This window comes from Litorisediminicola beolgyonensis (assembly GCF_042679605.1).
Lineage (GTDB): Bacteria > Pseudomonadota > Alphaproteobacteria > Rhodobacterales > Rhodobacteraceae > Litorisediminicola > Litorisediminicola beolgyonensis.
Genome location: NZ_JBHTMU010000005.1, coordinates 34376 through 52592, shown reverse-complemented (window position 1 = coordinate 52592; position 18217 = coordinate 34376). Strand labels below are relative to the sequence as shown.

Sequence of the window (18217 nt, the reverse complement as noted above, 5' to 3'; positions counted from 1 at the left end):
CCGCGCTCTTACCGGTCACACGACGATAAGACCGCGCTGGAGAGCACGGGCGACCGCGTGGGTCGTGTTCATCGCGCCGAGCTTGTAGCGGGCGCTTTCGACATAGACCCGCAGCGTGTGCTCCGAGATCGAGAGCGTGTCCGCCACCTGGGCCCGGCTGTAGCCGACGGCAAGAAGCGTCATCGCCTCGATCTCGCGCGGGCTGAGCGGCTGCGCGGCCTCGGGCTGCCGCCCCGGTTCCATCTCCAGCGCCTTCTGGTTGAAGAAATGCGCAAGGAGAATGAGATCGCGGCGATTGGTCCCGGTGAAATCCTCCCACTCCGCGCCGGTGCAGTTGTGGCTCACGGTGAAGAGCGCGAATTGTCCGTTCGGGCCGCGGATCGGGATCGAGAAGCCCTGGTTGCCGACTCCGTGGGCGATCGCGTCCTTCTGGAACTGCCGCTGCGCCCTGCCCGTCCAGTCGAGACGCTTCCAGTCCACGGGATGAAACCGCTGGTAGCACCCTTGCACGACCGGATCGATCCGCAGGTAACCCTGCTCCAGGTAGCGCGACACCCACTTTGCGTCGTAGGTGCCGCAGCCGAATTGATCCCCGTTCGAATTGACCCAGTGATAGACGATATGATCGACGCGGTAGAGATCCCTCAGCGCCTCGATCGCGTCCTGCAGATCCTGTGGCCGGTCAGCGCATTCCAGCCGCCCCAGCGTGTCGTCGAGTAAAGGCGTTATCCCCAACGCGCCCATGTCCCGCTCCCCTCATGGCCGACGCAATCTCGGCATGCGCGACAAGCCGGGTCTCTTCCAGCTGCCGTGCAAGCACCTCGAGCTCATTCGCATGAGCGAAGGTTTTCAGGTCCGAAATGACGTCGATGATCCAGTCATGTCCCACGGGGAGTTTCTCCTCTAAATGGTTAACGATCCATTAACTCAACTATAACACGACAGATCGGGCACCTTCCATTCACGGATTTCAACTCCCCACAAACTGCGAGGGACGGCCCGGGTAGCACACTGATCTCTTTGGAGGCGCCCACACCGGACGGCAAAAACCCGCCGCGTCGTTGGACGCGGCGGGTCATCAGGCGCGATTCGGAAACGCTGTGTTTCTCAGCCGTTGGCGAGCACGTCCTCGAGCGTGCGCAGCCCGGTCTTCGGCGACTGCACGAGAACCGACATGTTGCCCGGCTTATGCTCGTTGCGCATCATCTTCATATGCGCCTCGGGGATCTCGGCCCAGGGGAAGACCTCGGACATGCAGGGATCGAGACGGCGCTCCAGCATCAGCTTGTTGGCCGCGGCGGCCTGCTTGAGATGCGCGAAATGCGAGCCCTGCAGGCGCTTCTGGTGCATCCACATGTAGCGCACGTCGAAGGTGGTGTTGAAGCCGGAGGTGCCTGCGCAGATCACGACCATGCCGCCCTTCTTCACCACCAGCGTGGAGACCGGGAAGGTCGCCTCGCCCGGGTGCTCGAAGACCATGTCCACGTTCACGCCCTTGCCGGTGATCTCCCAGATCGCTTTGCCGAACTTGCGCGCTTCCTTCAGCCACTCGTTATATTCGGGCGTGTTGACGGTCGGGAGCTGACCCCAGCAGTTGAAGTCGCGACGGTTGATCACGCCCTTCGCGCCCATCGACATGACGAAATCCCGCTTGCTCTCGTCTGAGATCACCGCGATGGCGTTGGCGCCGGTCGTGTTCGCCAGCTGGATCGCGTAAGAGCCGAGACCGCCCGACGCGCCCCAGACCAGGACGTTCTGACCCGGCTTCAGCTCATGCGGATGGTGGCCGAAGAGCATCCGGTAGGCGGTGGCCAGCGTGAGCGTGTAGCAGGCGGCCTCTTCCCAGGTCAGGTGCTTCGGACGCGGCATGAGCTGCTGGGCCTGCACATTGGTGAACTGCGCGAAAGAGCCGTCCGGCGTCTCGTAGCCCCAGATCCGCTGGCTCGGCGACAGCATCGGGTCGCCGCCGTTGCACTCTTCGTCGTCACCGTCGTCCTGGTTGCAGTGGATGACGACCTCGTCGCCCACCTTCCAGTTCTTCACCTTGTCACCGACCGCCCAGACGATGCCCGACGCGTCCGAGCCCGCGATGTGGAACTCGGCACCATGCACGTCGAAGGGAGAGATCGGAACGCCCTTGCCCGCCCAGACGCCATTGTAGTTCACACCGGCGGCCATCACGAGCACCAGCACTTCGTGGCTGTCGAGCTTCGGGACGTCGACCACTTCCTGCTGGAAGCTCTTGTCGGGATCGCCATGGCGCTCGCGACGGATCGCCCACGCATACATCTTCTTGGGCACGTAGCCCATCGGGGGCATCTCGCCGACCTCGTACAGGTCTTTCTCCGGTGCGTCGTAGTGCACGATGTCGGTCTGCGTATCGAGAGCCATGTCTGCCTCCTTCTTGAGTCTGACGATCTGGCCCGACCCGCGGAGCGCATCCTGCGCCGCGCCGCAGAATCGAGCGGTTCCGAGCCGGAATACAGTCCGGCGAGCAACAATTCAACAAGACTTAGGCCGTTTTTGTAATTTTATGACCCCGCAGGCGCAGAAACTTATGCTGCGCCCGCATCATCCCGCCAGAAATGCTGGATCGAGCGGGCATAATATTCAGCGATCTGGCGCTGCTCCGGGACCAGCGACACCTGCCCCTCCGCCTCGACCGCAAGGCCCCGGCGCAGCAGGATGCGCAGCCCGTGCTCAGCAATGAGTGCCCGCTGCCCGCGCGGGACATGCACGCGGTCGGAGGGAAGCAAGCGCAGGACCTCGGTGACACGTCGCTCCAGCGCGACCCGATCCTGCGGACCTTCGGTCAGAAGGAGGTGGCACATAAGGGGAACCGGCAGAACCGGGACCGCATCCGCGATCCGCGCCACGAGATGGTTGGCCAGGGCTTCGGGGTCCTCGGCGAGTTCGCGATGATCCCTGAGCGACATCGGCACGCCGTAGCCGACCGCGGCATGCCCGAAGCGATGGTAGCGCCCGGTGACGCGGAGCCACAGGAGCCGGATCGCCTTGAGCATGACCACCGAGATCGAGGCGTTGAAGCGCCGCTCGCCCGATTGTCCGGCGGCGACAAGAATGCGATCCTCGAGCACGCGGTCGTAATTCAGAGCGACGGGAACGAAGACGACGTCCCGCGCTTCGAGATCCAGATCCTCGATGATGTATTTCAGAAGCCCGAGCTTCGGCGTCGCGATCGCACCATCGAGGCTGAGCCCTCCTTCGGGAAAGATCGCCTGCGACACGCCCCCGACCGTCGCCAGCTGCACGTAGCGTTGCAGGACCTTGCGATAAAGCGCGTTGCGCGACTTGCGACGGATGAAATAGGCGCCCATCGCGCGGATCAGCGAGGACAGCGGCCAGACCCGCGCCCATTCGCCCACCGCGTAGCTCAGCGCCTGCCGCTCGGCCGCGAGATAGGTGACGAGAACGTAATCCATGTTCGAGCGGTGGTTCATCACGTAGATCACCGTCGCGTCGCGGGGGATCTCTGCCATGGCCGCGCTGTTGGGAGAGATCACCGCGATCCGGTAGAGCGCGTTGGACAAGAGCCGCGCCAACCGGATGGCGACGCCGAAATAGATCAGGGCGGAGAAGGCGGGAACGATCTCGCGGGCGTAGCGCTGCGCGATCTCGAAAGCCACGTCCTCGCGGGTCCCGGTCTCCTGGGCATGCTCGGCGACGGCGCGGGTCACCTCGGGATCGTAGACCAGCCGGAGGATCATGTCCGAGCGTCGCGCGAGTTTGAACGGCTCGATCGGGCGCTCCAGCCGGGTGTTGAGCCGGGCGACAAGACGTTCGGCCCGCCGGCGGAAGAACCAGCGCACCGACGGAAAGAGAAAATGCGACGCGAAGGTCACCGCTGCAAAAAGCACGATGAGGACAAAAAGCCAGATCGGGAGCGTCACGGTGCCGGTCATGGCCCGACAGTCGCAGCGGATCGCAGATCCGACAAGTCTGGAGACGCAGGGCGCAACGCTCGCCGTTTGCGGGGGCCGAAATCCGAACCGGATTTCGCGCGGTTTCCGGTTCGGAAACCGATCCCGGCGCAACCCTCTTCTCGCAACCGCAGCAACGCGCTATCCAGTGAGGGATGCCGCAGCGCGGCGAATTGACATCGCCATAATGTTTCGAATAAGCAAGCCCGAGCGAAATATTATTGCGACGCCATCTAACGACCCGGAGGTCCAAAATGTCCGACACCCAGACGCCCCAGCGCGACAAACCGTGGCTGATCCGGACCTATGCCGGACACTCGACCGCAGCGGCCTCGAACGCGCTCTATCGCGGCAATCTCGCCAAGGGGCAGACGGGTCTTTCGGTGGCCTTCGACCTGCCGACCCAGACCGGCTATGACAGCGACCATGTCCTTGCCCGCGGCGAGGTCGGCAAGGTCGGCGTCCCCGTCTGCCATCTTGGCGACATGCGCACCCTCTTCGACCAGATCCCGCTCGAGCAGATGAACACCTCGATGACGATCAACGCGACCGCGCCCTGGCTTCTGGCGCTCTACATCGCGGTGGCCGAGGAACAGGGCGCGGATATCTCGAAGCTTCAGGGAACGGTTCAGAACGACCTGATCAAGGAATACCTCAGCCGCGGCACCTATATCTGCCCGCCGAAACCCTCGCTCAAGATGATCGGCGACGTCGCGGAGTACTGCTACAAACACGTTCCCAAGTGGAACCCGATGAATGTCTGCTCCTACCACCTGCAAGAGGCCGGAGCGACGCCGGAACAGGAACTGGCCTTCGCGCTCGCAACGGCCATCGCGGTCCTCGACGAATTGAAACCCCGCGTTCCCGCCGAGGATTTCCCGACGCTCGCGGGCCGGATCTCCTTTTTCGTGAATGCCGGCATCCGTTTCGTGACCGAGATGTGCAAGATGCGCGCCTTCGTCGATCTCTGGGACGAGATCCTGCGCGACCGCTACGGCATCGAGTACGCGAAGTTCCGGCGCTTCCGCTACGGGGTGCAGGTGAACTCGCTCGGCCTGACCGAGCAGCAGCCCGAGAACAACGTCTACCGGATCCTGATCGAGATGCTGGCCGTCACATTGTCCAAGAAGGCCCGCGCCCGCGCGGTCCAGCTTCCGGCCTGGAACGAGGCGCTCGGCCTGCCGCGTCCCTGGGACCAGCAATGGTCAATGCGCATGCAGCAGATCATGGCCTACGAGACCGATCTCCTGGAATATGACGATCTCTTCGACGGCAACCCGGCGGTCGAGCGCAAGGTCGAAGAGCTGAAGGACGGCGCGCGGTCGGAACTGGCCAATCTCGGCGCCATGGGCGGCGCCATCGGCGCCATCGATTACATGAAGTCGCGCCTGGTCGAGAGCAACGCGGACCGCGTCAACCGCATCGAGCGCGAGGAAACCGTCGTCGTCGGCGTCAATCGCTGGACCCAGTCCGAGCCCTCCCCGCTTCTCGGAGAGGACGGCGGCATCATGGTCGTCGATCCCGCGGTCGAGCAGGACCAGGTCGCGCGGCTGAACGACTGGCGCGCGAGCCGCGACAGCGCGGCGGTCGAGGCCGCCCTTGCGGATCTCCGCTCCGCCGCCCGCGACGGGCGCAACGTGATGGAGGCGTCGATTGCCGCCGCGAAGGCCGGGGTCACGACCGGCGAATGGGCAGGCGAGATGCGCGCCGCCCATGGCGAATATCGCGGCCCGACCGGCGTGTCGAAATCAGTCTCGAACAAGACCGAAGGCCTGGATGACATTCGCGAGATGGTCGATGCGGTCTCCGACCGCCTCGGGCGGCGCCTGCGGTTCCTCGTCGGAAAGCCCGGCCTTGACGGCCATTCCAACGGTGCCGAGCAGATCGCCTTCCGCGCCCGCGATTGCGGCATGGAGATCGACTACGAAGGGATCCGCCTGACCCCGGAACAGATCGTCTCGGCTGCGCAGGAGAACGAGGTCCATGTCGTCGGCCTGTCGATCCTGTCAGGCAGCCACCTGCCCCTGGTCGAGGATCTCATGGAGCGCATGCGTGCCGCGGGCCTCAGCCATATCCCCGTGATCGTCGGCGGCATCATTCCCGACGAAGATGCAAAGCATCTTCGGGCGATGGGCGTGGCCAAGGTCTATACGCCGAAGGATTTTGTACTGAATACGATCATGAAAGATATCGTGACCCTCGCCGACCCCAAGGCGGTCGCCGCAGAATAACAACCGGAAGAATAGAAACACCCAATACGCACTCCCTTCGGATAGAAGAGAGTGCGTTTTTTATTATTTAATCGGGCTTCCAAGACTATTCCCTATTGCTTTTTAAAATGATCCGGCGCTGTATTCCTCCCGCACACACACGGGATAATAATAATGGCAATCGATCTTGAAAAAATGTCGAAGGACGAGCTGAAACAACTTCGCTCCGATGTCGATAAAGCGCTCAAAACTGTCGAAGCACGCCGTCGCGCTGAAGCAAAACGCGCTGCCGATGCGGTCGCAAAGGAATACGGCTTCTCTCTGGATGAGCTGATCACCGCCGACGGAAAAGGCGGCAAGGGCGTTCCGAAATACGCGAACCCCTCCGATCCGACGCAGACCTGGACCGGCCGCGGTCGCAAACCCAATTGGGTCAATGAATCGCTCGCTAATGGCGCCTCCCTGGACGATCTGAAGATCTGATCCGGTGACCATTCATATCGGCGCCGCCCCGGGCGAGATCGCGGAAACCGTTCTGATGCCCGGTGATCCGTACCGGGCGAAATGGGCGGCGGAGCGCTTTCTCGACAGTCCGAAACTGGTCAACGAGACGCGGGGCATGCTCGGCTATACCGGAACCTGGAAGGGACAGAAGGTCACCATCCAGGGCTCCGGCATGGGAATGCCATCGCTGTCGATTTACGCCAATGAACTGATCCACGATTACGGGGCGAAAACCCTGATCCGCATCGGGTCCTGCGGCGGGATGCAGCCCCAGATCGGGTTGCGCGACCTGATCCTCGCGATGACCGCCTCGACCCTGTCGACGCCTTCGCGCGGTATGTTCCGCGAGCTGAATTTCGCGCCTTGTGCTGATTGGGGCCTGTTGAAAGCCGCAGCGGACGCGGCTGCTGCGAGAGATCATAAAACCCATATCGGCGGCATTTATTCGTCGGACGTGTTCTATGACGAGCGCCCCGATCTCAACGAACAGATGACCCGGCACGGTATTCTCGGCGTCGAAATGGAGGCGGCCGAACTCTATATTCTCGCCGCGCGCCATGGCGTCCGGGCGCTTGCGGTTCTGACCGTCAGCGATCATCTCCAGACGCAGGAAGCCCTGCCCGCCTCGGAGCGGGAAACGAGTTTCGGCGACATGGTCGAAGTGGCCTTGGAAGCGGCGTTCGCCTGAGCGCGCCGCTTACACGCCGTGGCTCCGATCGTATCCGTTGGGCGCGGGCGGCATCCAACCTGACAGCGCATCGTCATCCGGCGTCAGGATATCGACCTCCAGCGGAAAACAGGGCGCCACGTCGCTCGTATGCTCGGCGCCGCAATCTCCTCCGGGACAGGCGCTGAGCGCGCCCAGAAGGTCGATCTCGGCAAAAAGCGTCAGATGATCGCCGGGCCGCACCGGGCTGGCCTTCATGATGTATTGCCCGGTATCGCGGCTGAAGCCGGTGCACATGAAGACGTTCAGCACATCGTGCACATGCGCCTCGGCAACATCAGGCGATAGTTCCCGCTCGGAGGCGAGCGCGCGGACGAGGTTCGAATGGCAGCAATTGTCATACTGCGTGCCCGAAAGCAGGTTCCCGGTATAGGGGTCGCAGCGCGTTCCGATCACGTCGTGCACGCGGCAGCCATAGGCGTCCTGCCCGTACCAGGACAGGCTGTCCTCGACGAGCGTGGCCATCGGCCGGAGTGTCGGGAAGCTTGACCAGAGCCGATCTCCGAGACCGACATGCGTGCCGTGGAGCGCGCGGGTCTTGCCGGAGTAGAACCGTTCGGACAGCTCCGCCGCCGACCAGAGGTTCAGATCACCGACCTGCGGCCCCTCGACGGACCGGATGCGGAAGAACGACCCGGCGGGCACGGTAAAACACCCGGCCTCCCGCGGCTCGACGCGGACCATGTCCGTCACCGTCGCGCCTGCCAGCGCAGAGGCATAGAGCGCCATGTCGGGCTGCGGCAGATCGTCGGTCGGATAGCAGATCACCGGCGCGATCTCGCGCCGGTCCGTGGCATCCCTTGGCTCTGATGTCATGGCGGGCCTCCTTTGCCCGCCATCTGATCCGAGAGCGGCGCCCGGGACAAGCTCAGCCCGCGCGCAACCCGGTCTCGACCAGCATCCCGCGCCGCTTGGCCTCGTAGTAATAGCCCCGGGCGTACCATTTCACCGCGGTGTCATAGTCGCCATCGGCCAAAAGCCAGGCCCCGCGCAGGTACTTGACCGCGTATTTCAGGTTGGTCTCCGCATCGAGGAGATCCGAGGCGTCCCCCCGGAAGCCCATCCCCCGCGCCGTCGCGGGCAGGATCTGCATCAGCCCGTAATAGGGACCGTTGCGCGCCCAGGGACGGTGCGTGCTCTCGCGGATGATGACCTTGTGCACCAGGGGCCGCGGCACGTCGTAGAGATCGGCATAGGTGTTGATGAGCTGGCGCAGCTCCGGCGTCTCGTTGGGATAGAGCGGCAGGGCCGGAGCGATGGCGACGAAGTTCGCCTGGTTGCCGCCCGTGGGCGCAGAGGTGCCGGCACAGGCGCCGAGAAACGGCAGGCCGAGCGCGATGAGAAGAACGGGAATGGAACGCATGACGCGGACTCACGATGTTTCGATGCCCGATGGCCTACACCCTTTCTCTCCCCGGCGCGCGCGTCAAAACCGGTCGCTCCCGCGCGCATAGGCAACTCCCCGCGCATCGCTCGGCGGTGCGCCGCGCTCTTGCAAAGCCCCGCTCCCGAGGACAACTTGGCCCCATGACCACCTCTCCCGGCACCCTCCTCTCCCTCGGCCACGGATATTCGGCGCGCGCCCTCGCCCGGCGGCTCCTGCCGCAAGGCTGGACGATCCTCGGCACAACCCGCTCTCCCGACAAGGCCGAGGCTCTGTCGGCGACGGGCATCACCCCGGTGCTCTGGGAGAGATCCGCGCTTCTCGAGGCGCTCGACCGCGCTGATTACCTACTCATGTCCGCCGCGCCCGGGGACGAGGGCGACCCGGCGCTGGCGGTTATCGGTGACGAGATCGCCGCACGGGCGTCGCGGATCCGCTGGATGGGCTATCTCTCGACCACCGGCGTCTATGGCGACCATGACGGCGGCTGGGTCGACGAGGACACGCCTGCCGATCCCGGCTCCGAGCGCGGACGCCTGCGCGTCGAGGCCGAGGCCGCCTGGCTCGCGATCCCGGACCTGCCCGTGCATGTCTTCCGGCTGGCCGGCATTTACGGCCCGGGCCGCGGCCCCTTCGCCAAGGTCCGCGCGGGCACCGCGCGGCGGATCATCAAGAAGAACCAGGTCTTCTCGCGCATCCATGTGGAAGACATCGCCCAGATCGTGGAGGCCTCGATCCGGCAGCCGGATCCCGGCCGGGTCTACAATCTCTGCGACGACGATCCCGCTCCCCCGCAGGACGTGCTCGCGCATGCCGCCGATCTTCTCGGCGTGCCCCGTCCGCCCGAGGTCCCGTTCGAAGAGGCCGAGATGTCGCCGATGGCGCGCAGCTTCTACGGCGACAGCAAGCGGGTGCGCAACGACCGCATCAAGGACGAGCTGGGCGTCACCCTGCTCTATCCCGATTACCGCAGCGGTCTCGCGTCCCTCCTCGACGAGGAAGAGCGGACCGCGCCGGCTTCATCTGTCGGATAAATATCCCGGAGAGCGCGAGAGGCAGCGCCTCTCGCCCGCCCGATGATCGGGACGATCAGCGGGCCAGACATGCCCGGGGCAGCTTGCTGCCCGGACCATCGGATCACGCCCGACGACTGACCTGCGCGACGCCCAGCGTGGCCAGCACCTTGGCCTCGATCTCCGCGCTGTTGAGGCCCGCGACCGCATACATGTCGCTCGGGCTCGCCTGGTCGATGAAGCTGTCCGGCAGAACCATGGAGCGGAATTTCAGACCGGTATCGAACACGCCCTCCTCCGCCAGGAGCTGCGCGACATGGCTTCCGAACCCGCCGATCGCCCCTTCTTCCAGCGTGATCAGCGCCTCGTGCTCGCGCGCGAGCCTGAGGATCAGGTCCCGGTCGAGCGGCTTTGCGAACCTCGCATCTGCCACCGTCGCCTCGATCCCCCGCGCCGCCAGCGCCTCTGCCGCGGTCAGCGCTTCCGCAAGCCGTGTTCCGAAGGACAGGAGCGCCACACGACCGCCCTCGCGCACCACCCGGCCGCGACCGATCTCCAGCGGCGTTCCGTGCTCGGGCATCTCGACGCCGACGCCCTCGCCGCGCGGGTAGCGGAACGCGATGGGGCCGTCGTCATGGGCGGCGGCGGTCGCCACCATGTGGCGCAGCTCGGCCTCGTCGGCGGCGGCCATCACCACCACGCCCGGCAGGCTCGCCATGTAGCCGATATCGAAACTCCCCGCATGGGTCGCGCCATCGGCGCCCACGAGACCGGCACGGTCGATGGCGAAGCGCACCGGCAGCCGCTGGATCGCCACGTCATGCACCACCTGGTCGTAACCGCGCTGCAAGAAGGTCGAATACATCGCGCAGAAGGGCCGCATCCCGCCGGCCGCGAGTCCCGCGGCGAAGGTCACGCCATGCTGCTCGGCGATGCCCACGTCGAAGACCCGCGACGGGAACCGCTCGGCCATCAGGTTCAGACCCGTCCCGTCCGGCATCGCCGCGGTCACCGCGCAGATGCGGCTGTCGGCCTCGGCCAGATCGACGAGGGTCTCGCCGAAGATCTTGGTGTAGGATGGCGCGTTCGACTTGGCCTTGACCTGCGTCCCCGAGACCACGTCGAACTTCGCGGTGGCATGGCCGCGGTCGGCGCGCTCTTCGGCGGGCCGGTATCCCTTGCCCTTCTTGGTCAGCACATGGATGAGGATCGGCCCCGTCGCCCGTGCCTTGACGGTGCGGAGGACCGGCAGAAGACTGTCGAGATCGTGCCCGTCGATGGGCCCGAGATATGAGAACCCCAGCGCCTCGAACAGCGTGCCGCCCACCGCCATGCCCTTGAGCAGGTCCTTGGCGCGCTTGGCGCCCTCGCGGAACGGCTCGGGCAGGAAGCTGACCGCGCCCTTGGCGGCGGCCTTGAGATCCTGGAACGGCGCCTCGGCATAAAGGCGCGAGAGGTAGGAGGACAGCGCGCCGACGGGTGGCGCGATCGACATCTCGTTGTCGTTCAGGATCACGATCAGCCGCTTCTTAAGGTGGCCCGCATTGTTCATCGCCTCGTAGGCCATGCCCGCCGACATCGCGCCGTCGCCGATCACCGCGATGGCATCGCCATGCCCGGTCTCGCAGGCGCCGCCCAGATCGCGCGCCACGGCAAAGCCCAGCGCCGCCGAGATCGAGGTCGAGCTATGCGCCGCGCCGAAGGGATCGTAGGGGCTTTCGGAACGCTTGGTGAAGCCAGAGAGTCCGTCCTTCTGCCGGAGCGTCCGGATGCGGTCGCGGCGGCCGGTGAGAATCTTGTGCGGATAGCACTGGTGGCTCACGTCCCAGATGATCTTGTCGCGCGGCGCGTCACAGACCGCGTGCAGCGCGACGGTCAGCTCCACCACGCCCAGGCCCGCGCCAAGATGCCCGCCCGTCTCGGAGACCGCCGAGATGGTCTCGGCGCGCAGCTCGTCGGCCACCTGATGCAGTTCGGCATCCGAAAAGCCCTTGAGATCGGCGGGCGTGCGAACGCGGTCGAGCAAGGGGGTGTCGGGTCGGTCGGACATGATGGCTCCTTTCGAGGGGCCGATTAACGCAAGATCAGCTCTGCCGCGAGACGACAAAACGCGCGGCGCCGCGCAAGGGCTCGGCCGCCGCTCCGAAGGGAGATAGGGCGTCGCAGGCGTCGTCCACAAGGGTTCGCGCGCGGCGCTTGGCCCCGTCGAGGCCCAGAAGCGAAACGAAGGTCGCTTTGCCACGGTCGGCATCCTTGCCCACCGCCTTGCCAACGGTCGCCGCATCGCCCTCGATATCGAGAATGTCGTCGGCGATCTGAAACGCGAGGCCGAGCGCGTCGGCGTAGCGGCAGAGCGGCTGGGTATCCTCTCCGGCCATCAGCGGCCCCGCTGCGCAGGACCAGACGATCAGCGCGCCGGTCTTGCAGGCCTGCAGCTCCTCGATGGCCGCCTGGTCCAGCGCCTGTCCCGCGCTCTCGGCGGCGATATCGAGCGCCTGCCCGCGCACCATGCCGCGCGCGCCCGCCCGCAGCGCCAGCGAGTGCGAGAGGTCGAGCTTGCGGGCCGCCGGAAGATCGCCTTGGGCGACGAGCTCGAAGGCCAGGCTCTGGAGCGCATCGCCCGTGAGGATCGCTGTCGCCTCGTCCCACTTCACGTGAACGGTCGGCTTGCCGCGCCGGGTGTCGTCATCATCCATCGCCGGCAGATCGTCATGGACGAGGCTGTAAGCATGCAGCGCCTCGATGGCTCCGGCGGCGGGCATCGCATGCGCCGACGGGATCCCGAAGATCGCGGCGCTTTCGATCACGAGGAAGCCGCGCAGGCGCTTGCCCCCGTCGAGCGAGTAGCGCATCGCCTCGGTGACCGGTCCCTCCGGCAGGTCGGCCAGCCGTTCCGAGAGAAAGCCCCCGATCTCGGCTGCGCGCGAGGCCAGCGCCGTTTCGAAATTCACAGGCCCTCGACCGGCGTCGTGCCCTTGGGCGCGCCGTTGGCATCGAGGGTGATCGCCGCGACCTTCTCCTCGGCGTCCTTGAGCTTCCTCTCGCAATGGGCCTTGAGCTTGGCGCCGCGTTCATAGAGCGCGATGGACTGCTCCAAGGGCACGTCGCCGCGTTCAAGCTGGCCCACGACCTGCTCGAGCGCCTTCATCGCCTCTTCGAAGCTCATCTCTTCGACCGGAGTTTCGTCGCTCATCCGGCTGCCTCCATCAATCCTTCCACATGCGCCCGCGCCGCGGCGCTGAGCGCTTCCAGATCATAGCCGCCCTCGAGTGTCGAGACCACGCGCCCGCCGCAGACCGTGCTGGCAATGGCGCAGAGCTCGCGGGTGATCCAGCGGAAATCGTCGACCGTCCATTCCAGCATGGCGAGCGGATCGTCCTGATGGGCGTCGAAGCCTGCCGAGATGATGATCAGCTTCGGCTCGAAGGTGCTCAGCCGCGGGAAGGCAAGCTCGGACCAGGCCTTCTTCATTTCCGCACCGCCCGACCGCGGCGGCAGCGGCAGGTTGATGACATTGTCATGCGCCCCGCGCTCCGAGGCCGCGCCGGTCCCGGGCCAGAGCGGCGACTGGTGGCTGGTGATCGTCAGCGCGCGCGGCTCGTTCCAAAGGAGATCCTGCGTGCCGTTGCCGTGATGCACGTCGAAATCGCAGACGGCGACGCGCTCGAGCCCGTGATGATCGAGCGCGTGCTTCGCGGCGATGGCGGCGGTGCCGAAGAGGCAGAAGCCCATCGCGGTCTGCGTCTCGGCATGGTGCCCCGGCGGGCGGGTGGCGCAGAACGCGTTCGCCGCCTCCCCCGCGACCACCATGTCGACCGCCCGCAGCGCCGCCCCGACCGCGCGCAAGGCCGCGTCCCATGATCCCGGCGACAGCCAGGTGTCGCCGTCGACCTGCGCGAAACCGCGGGCCGGAACCCCGTCGCGGATCGCGTCGATATGGTCCTGAGGGTGACAGCGCAGCAGGTCCTCCTCGGTCGCGAGGGGCGCGGTGACGCGGGCCAGGTCGAGGCCCTCGAGCGCGTGCAGGAGATGCTCCAGCCGCGCGACTCGTTCGGGATGCCCGTCCGGAGTGACATGGTGCAGGCAATCGGCATGGGTGATGAGGGCGGTCATGGTCTCTCCGGGGCAGCTCGTTGCGCCCCAATGGACGCCCCCGCGACAAAACCGCAAGCCCGCAGGACCCGCAACCCTTTGTCGCGCGCCTTATTCCCGAGCCTGGCCGATCCTCCGAACGCCGGAGCCGCAAAAGAAAAAGCCCGGGCGGTCGAGCCGCCCGGGCAGTGCATCCATGGCTGATTGGAAGGAGAGATCAGCCCTTGGAAAATTCGGGATAGGCCTCCATCCCCAGCTCGGCCATGTCGAGACCGTTGATCTCGTCTTCCTCGCTGACGCGGATGCCCATGGTGGCTTTGAGGATGAACCAGATCACCGAGGAGACCACGAAGACGAAGGCGCCGATCGCGACCACACCGATGATCTGGGTCACAAAGCTGGTTCCCTCGGTGTAGAACGGAACCGCGATGGTGCCCCAGATGCCTGCAAGCAGGTGGACCGGGATCGCGCCGACGACGTCGTCGATCTTCATCTTGTCGAGCATCGGGACGGTGAAGACCACGATCACGCCGCCGATGGCACCGATCCAGAGCGCGCCGAAGAGCGACGGATCGAGCGGGCCCGCGGTGATCGAGACGAGACCCGCGAGGGCGCCGTTCAGGATCATCGTGAGGTCGGGCTTCTTGTACATCACCTGGGTCAGGATCAGCGCCGCCACGGCACCCGAGGCTGCCGCCATGTTGGTGTTGGCGAAGATGCGCGACACGTCGGTGACGTCACCCACGGTGCCCATCGCAAGCTGCGAGCCGCCGTTGAAGCCGAACCAGCCGAGCCACAGGATGAACGTGCCGAGGGTTGCGAGCGCAAGGTTCGAGCCGGGCATCGGAATGGTGCGGCCGTCCTTGTACTTGCCGATCCGCGGTCCGAGGATCAGGGCGCCTGCAAGCGCCGCGAAGCCGCCCGCTGCGTGCACGAGGGTCGAGCCCGCGAAGTCCGAGAAGCCCATTTCCGACAGCCAGCCGCCGCCCCACTGCCAGGACGCTTCGATCGGGTAGATGAAGCCGGTCAGGACGATCACGAAGATCAGGAAGGGCCAGAGCTTGATGCGCTCGGCGAGGGTGCCGGAGACGATCGACGCGGTGGTCGCGCAGAACATCAGCTGGAAGAAGAAGTCCGACCCGACCGACGCGTAGTCGAGCGCGGCATCGGCGGCATCAAGACCGACGGGCTCTAGCGAGGTCGGCGCGAAGAGCGTGCCGACATAGCCCGCGATGGTCCAGCCATCGCCCGGGTACATCAGGTTGAAGCCCACGAGCCAGTACATGATCGCCGCGAGCGAGAAGAGCGCGATGTTCTTGGTCAGCTGCATCGTCACGTTCTTCGAGCGCACCAGGCCGGCCTCGAGCATCGCAAAGCCCGCCGCCATCCAGAACACGAGGAAGCCGCCGATCAGGAACAGCAGCGTCGTGAAGATATAGGGGTTGATGTCAGGCGCGGCCGCCGCTTCGGCCTCTTGCGCCAGGCCCATGACCGGAAGCGCGGAGAGCGCGACGGCCGGGGCGATGGTCTTGAGAAGTTTCATCATCCGTTTCCCTTGAAGTCGTTTGCCAGTTGCCCTTGGGGTCAGAGCGCGTCCGCGTCCGTCTCGCCGGTGCGCACCCGCACCGCGGATTCCACGTCGAGCACGAAGATCTTGCCGTCGCCGATCTTTCCGGTCTGCGCGGTCTTGGTGATCGTCTCGACGACCTGATCGGCCATCGCCGCCGCGGTCACGATCTCAAGCTTGATCTTGGGCACGAAATTCACCGCGTATTCAGCGCCGCGATAGATTTCGGTATGTCCGGACTGCGAGCCGAAGCCCTTGATTTCCGTCACCATCATGCCGCGCACGCCGATGGAGGTCAGAGCTTCGCGGACCTCCTCCAGCTTGAACGGCTTGATCGTCGCAATGATCAGTTTCACCTTGATCCCTTTCAGTTCGAGCCAGCCAGTGCCAGCATGTGACACCCGCAGAAACAGGAAGAGGCAGCCGTTTTGGAAGGCGACGGGGCCGAAACGATACTTTCGGACCAGGGTGTTTGCATAGTTTTTAGGCGACTATTCGATATCGCCCAAAAAGAGTGCAAAATAAAAACCCGTGCATTTCACACCAGACCGGTCCACATCCCGGCGCGCAGGCATTATCTTGACCGCAAACATCCCTCGGGCAGGTCCACATGAGTGAAAAAGGCAGCGGCAAGGGCCGTCTTGTTGCCGATCGGCGAACGTCAGGTCGCAAACCCGCCGCAGCGCGCAAGAGCGCGACCAAGAAGACACCCCGCAAGAGATCCTCGAAGACCGCGCGAAACCCGCTGGCCCGGGTGATCCTGTGGGTGTGGAGCAGCTTCTGGCGGCTGATCTGGGTCGTCACCTCGCGCCTCGCCCTCGTGGCCGCGCTCGTGCTCGCCGTGCTGGTGGGGGGCGTCTACGTCACGCTTCCGGATTACGCCAAGCTGACCGACGGCCGCGCGCAGGGCTCGGTGACGCTCTATGACCGCGACGGACGCGTCTTCGCCTGGCGCGGCGACCAGTTCGGTGGCGCGGTCACTGCGGACAGCGTCAGCCCCTACCTCAAGAACGCGGTGCTCGCGACCGAGGACAAGCGCTTCTATTCCCATTTCGGCCTGAGCCCCCGAGGCATCGCCTCGGCCGTCCGGATCAACCTGCGCGAAGGGCGCGGTCCGCTCTCGGGTCACGGCGGCTCCACAATCACCCAGCAGACCGCCAAGCTTCTCTGCCTCGGCGTCGAGTATGACCCCGAGGTCTGGGACACAGAAGCCGCGTATATCTCGGACTGCCGCCGCTCGAGCCTGTCGCGCAAGGCCAAGGAAGCGATCTACGCGCTCGCGATGGAGCTCAAATACTCCAAGGACGAGATCCTCTCGATCTATCTCAACCGGGCCTACATGGGCGCCGGCGCCTTCGGGGCCGAGGCGGCCGCCCAGCGCTATTTCGCCAAACCGGCCTCGGCCCTGAACCCATCCGAGGCGGCGATCATCGCGGGCCTTCTGACCGCGCCCTCGTCCCTTGCACCGACCAACGATCTCGACCGCAGCCATGCGCGCGCCGCCACCGTCCTGCGCCTGATGGAGGAACAGGGCTTTCTGACCGACACGCAGGCGGCAACGGCGCGGGCCCAGCCCGCCACCCTCTCCGAGGCCGCCGAACGGCGTACCGGCGGATATTTCGCCGATTGGGTGATGGATACGCTACCGCCCTTCGCCGATATCGGCTCGCGCCAGGACGTGTCGATCCGCACGACGCTCGATCCGCGCCTGCAACGTGCCGCCGAAGGCGCCATGCAGGAGATCTTCAACACCAAGGTCAAGGCGGGCTCCAAAGCGCAGGCCGCGATCGTGATCATGTCCGCCGATGGCGCGGTCCGGGCGATGGTCGGGGGCCGCAAGACCGGCGTCTCGGGCGTCTTCAACCGCGCCACCCAGGCGCGCCGCCAGACCGGCTCGGCCTTCAAGCCCTTCATCTACGCGACCGCGCTGGAGCTCGGCTATTCGCCCTATGACACCGTCGTCGACGAGCCGTTCTGCATGAACATCCCCGGCTCCGGCGAGTGGTGCCCCAAGAACTACACCCGCAATTTCTCGGGCCGGGTCACGCTGATCGACGCGCTGAAGCGATCGCTCAACATCCCCGCGATCAAGATCTCCGAGCAGGTGGGCCGCGACCTCGTGGCGCGCGTCGCCACGGATTTCGGCATCGACTCGACGCTGGTGGACACGCCCTCGCTGGCCCTCGGCGTCTCCGAGGCCTCGCTTCTCGAGATGACCGGCGCATTTGCGGGCATCCTGAACGGCGGCAGCTCGGTCGCGCCCTACGGCGTCGACAACCTGACCATCAAGGGCGATGACGAGCCGCTGATCGGCCGTCGCGGCGGTGTCGGCGAGCGGGTGATCCGCGAAGACGCCGCCCGCGAGCTGGTCTTCATGCTAGAAAAGGTCGTCTCGGAAGGCACCGGCACCCGCGCCCGCCTGCCGGACCGCGAGGCCGCGGGCAAGACCGGCACCTCGAACGAGCAGCGCGATGCCTGGTTCGTTGGCTTCACCGCCGATTACGTCGCCGGGGTCTGGATGGGCTATGACGACAACACGCCCTTGAGCGGCGTCACCGGCGGCGGTCTTCCAGCCGAGATCTGGCACGAAGCGATGGTCCGCGCCCACCAGGGCCTGCCGCCGAGACCCCTGCCGATGATCGTGCCGGACCGGCCGGTGGCCGAACCTGCGCCGCAACCCGTCCAGCGCCAGCAGCAACAGCCGCAACGGCGCCAGCAGCAGCGCGATCCGGTCGCGGGCTTCGTCGATCAGCTTCTGCGGGACATTTTCGGCAACTGA

General features: G+C 65.6%; 16 protein-coding genes. 5 read left to right on the top strand and 11 right to left on the bottom strand.

Annotated features, from left to right (window positions below; translation table 11 throughout):
* Window positions 1–15: 15 nt before the first annotated feature.
* The 3 genes from ACFQ4E_RS04250 to ACFQ4E_RS04240 all read right to left on the bottom strand — a co-directional run bounded on the left by ACFQ4E_RS04250 (window position 16) and on the right by ACFQ4E_RS04240 (window position 3923).
* Window positions 16–744 (bottom strand): helix-turn-helix transcriptional regulator, encoded by a 729-nt coding sequence (locus ACFQ4E_RS04250; protein ID WP_386801694.1) that lies wholly within the window; start codon window positions 742–744, stop codon window positions 16–18.
* Window positions 745–1107: 363 nt separating this feature from the next.
* Window positions 1108–2391, bottom strand: a complete 1284-nt coding sequence (gene ccrA / locus ACFQ4E_RS04245; protein WP_386801693.1) for a crotonyl-CoA carboxylase/reductase — start codon at window positions 2389–2391, stop codon at window positions 1108–1110.
* A gap of 164 nt (window positions 2392–2555) precedes the next feature.
* On the bottom strand, window positions 2556–3923 hold the full coding sequence (locus ACFQ4E_RS04240) for a 1-acyl-sn-glycerol-3-phosphate acyltransferase (protein WP_386801692.1): 1368 nt from the start codon (window positions 3921–3923) through the stop codon (window positions 2556–2558).
* Between the two features lie 272 nt (window positions 3924–4195).
* On the opposite strand from ACFQ4E_RS04240, the gene ACFQ4E_RS04235 reads away from it, so the two are divergent.
* From ACFQ4E_RS04235 to deoD, 3 genes are all read left to right on the top strand, one after another.
* Window positions 4196–6172 carry a methylmalonyl-CoA mutase family protein gene (locus ACFQ4E_RS04235; protein WP_386801691.1) on the top strand — a complete coding sequence of 659 codons (1977 nt, stop codon included), beginning with the start codon at window positions 4196–4198 and terminating at the stop codon, window positions 6170–6172.
* Between the two features lie 153 nt (window positions 6173–6325).
* Window positions 6326–6634 carry an H-NS histone family protein gene (locus ACFQ4E_RS04230; RefSeq protein ID WP_386801690.1) on the top strand — a complete coding sequence of 103 codons (309 nt, stop codon included), beginning with the start codon at window positions 6326–6328 and terminating at the stop codon, window positions 6632–6634.
* A gap of 4 nt (window positions 6635–6638) precedes the next feature.
* Window positions 6639–7343, top strand: a complete 705-nt coding sequence (deoD, locus tag ACFQ4E_RS04225; RefSeq protein WP_386801689.1) for a purine-nucleoside phosphorylase — start codon at window positions 6639–6641, stop codon at window positions 7341–7343.
* A gap of 9 nt (window positions 7344–7352) precedes the next feature.
* Here deoD and ACFQ4E_RS04220 read toward each other — a convergent pair whose 3' ends face one another.
* Both ACFQ4E_RS04220 and ACFQ4E_RS04215 read right to left on the bottom strand, forming a co-directional pair.
* Window positions 7353–8198, bottom strand: coding sequence for an urea carboxylase-associated family protein (locus ACFQ4E_RS04220; RefSeq protein ID WP_386801688.1), 846 nt, complete (start codon window positions 8196–8198; stop codon window positions 7353–7355).
* 52 nt (window positions 8199–8250) lie between these two features.
* On the bottom strand, window positions 8251–8745 hold the full coding sequence (locus tag ACFQ4E_RS04215) for a transglycosylase SLT domain-containing protein (RefSeq protein ID WP_386801687.1): 495 nt from the start codon (window positions 8743–8745) through the stop codon (window positions 8251–8253).
* A gap of 164 nt (window positions 8746–8909) precedes the next feature.
* On the opposite strand from ACFQ4E_RS04215, the gene ACFQ4E_RS04210 reads away from it, so the two are divergent.
* Window positions 8910–9800 carry an SDR family oxidoreductase gene (locus ACFQ4E_RS04210; protein WP_386801686.1) on the top strand — a complete coding sequence of 297 codons (891 nt, stop codon included), beginning with the start codon at window positions 8910–8912 and terminating at the stop codon, window positions 9798–9800.
* A 103-nt stretch (window positions 9801–9903) separates the two neighbouring features.
* Here ACFQ4E_RS04210 and dxs read toward each other — a convergent pair whose 3' ends face one another.
* The 6 genes from dxs to ACFQ4E_RS04180 form a co-directional block, all read right to left on the bottom strand.
* Window positions 9904–11829: a 1-deoxy-D-xylulose-5-phosphate synthase gene (dxs, locus tag ACFQ4E_RS04205; RefSeq protein ID WP_386801685.1), complete on the bottom strand. Its 1926-nt coding sequence runs from the start codon at window positions 11827–11829 to the stop codon at window positions 9904–9906.
* A 34-nt stretch (window positions 11830–11863) separates the two neighbouring features.
* Window positions 11864–12730 carry a polyprenyl synthetase family protein gene (locus ACFQ4E_RS04200; RefSeq protein WP_386801684.1) on the bottom strand — a complete coding sequence of 289 codons (867 nt, stop codon included), beginning with the start codon at window positions 12728–12730 and terminating at the stop codon, window positions 11864–11866.
* On the bottom strand, window positions 12727–12972 hold the full coding sequence (locus tag ACFQ4E_RS04195; RefSeq protein ID WP_386801683.1) for an exodeoxyribonuclease VII small subunit: 246 nt from the start codon (window positions 12970–12972) through the stop codon (window positions 12727–12729). Before ACFQ4E_RS04195 ends, ACFQ4E_RS04200 begins: the two co-directional genes overlap by 4 nt.
* Complete coding sequence (locus tag ACFQ4E_RS04190) at window positions 12969–13892, bottom strand: histone deacetylase family protein (protein WP_386801682.1); 924 nt, start codon at window positions 13890–13892, stop codon at window positions 12969–12971. The genes ACFQ4E_RS04195 and ACFQ4E_RS04190 overlap by 4 nt, the downstream gene beginning before the upstream one ends.
* Window positions 13893–14088: 196 nt before the next feature.
* Window positions 14089–15417: an ammonium transporter gene (locus ACFQ4E_RS04185; protein WP_386801681.1), complete on the bottom strand. Its 1329-nt coding sequence runs from the start codon at window positions 15415–15417 to the stop codon at window positions 14089–14091.
* Window positions 15418–15455: 38 nt separating this feature from the next.
* Entirely contained in the window at window positions 15456–15794 is a 339-nt protein-coding gene (locus ACFQ4E_RS04180; RefSeq protein WP_386801680.1) for a P-II family nitrogen regulator, read from the bottom strand.
* A gap of 254 nt (window positions 15795–16048) precedes the next feature.
* Between ACFQ4E_RS04180 and ACFQ4E_RS04175 the strand changes: the two genes are divergently transcribed.
* Entirely contained in the window at window positions 16049–18217 is a 2169-nt protein-coding gene (locus ACFQ4E_RS04175; protein WP_386801679.1) for a transglycosylase domain-containing protein, read from the top strand.

Coding starts and splice junctions, on each gene's coding strand:
- ACFQ4E_RS04250 (WP_386801694.1), bottom strand. CDS start 744: ATGGGCGCGTTGGGGATAACGCCTTTACTCGACGACACGCTGGGGCGG.
- ccrA (WP_386801693.1), bottom strand. CDS start 2,391: ATGGCTCTCGATACGCAGACCGACATCGTGCACTACGACGCACCGGAG.
- ACFQ4E_RS04240 (WP_386801692.1), bottom strand. CDS start 3,923: ATGACCGGCACCGTGACGCTCCCGATCTGGCTTTTTGTCCTCATCGTG.
- ACFQ4E_RS04235 (WP_386801691.1), top strand. CDS start 4,196: ATGTCCGACACCCAGACGCCCCAGCGCGACAAACCGTGGCTGATCCGG.
- ACFQ4E_RS04230 (WP_386801690.1), top strand. CDS start 6,326: ATGGCAATCGATCTTGAAAAAATGTCGAAGGACGAGCTGAAACAACTT.
- ACFQ4E_RS04220 (WP_386801688.1), bottom strand. CDS start 8,198: ATGACATCAGAGCCAAGGGATGCCACGGACCGGCGCGAGATCGCGCCG.
- ACFQ4E_RS04215 (WP_386801687.1), bottom strand. CDS start 8,745: ATGCGTTCCATTCCCGTTCTTCTCATCGCGCTCGGCCTGCCGTTTCTC.
- ACFQ4E_RS04210 (WP_386801686.1), top strand. CDS start 8,910: ATGACCACCTCTCCCGGCACCCTCCTCTCCCTCGGCCACGGATATTCG.
- dxs (WP_386801685.1), bottom strand. CDS start 11,829: ATGTCCGACCGACCCGACACCCCCTTGCTCGACCGCGTTCGCACGCCC.
- ACFQ4E_RS04195 (WP_386801683.1), bottom strand. CDS start 12,972: ATGAGCGACGAAACTCCGGTCGAAGAGATGAGCTTCGAAGAGGCGATG.
- ACFQ4E_RS04190 (WP_386801682.1), bottom strand. CDS start 13,892: ATGACCGCCCTCATCACCCATGCCGATTGCCTGCACCATGTCACTCCG.
- ACFQ4E_RS04185 (WP_386801681.1), bottom strand. CDS start 15,417: ATGATGAAACTTCTCAAGACCATCGCCCCGGCCGTCGCGCTCTCCGCG.
- ACFQ4E_RS04175 (WP_386801679.1), top strand. CDS start 16,049: ATGAGTGAAAAAGGCAGCGGCAAGGGCCGTCTTGTTGCCGATCGGCGA.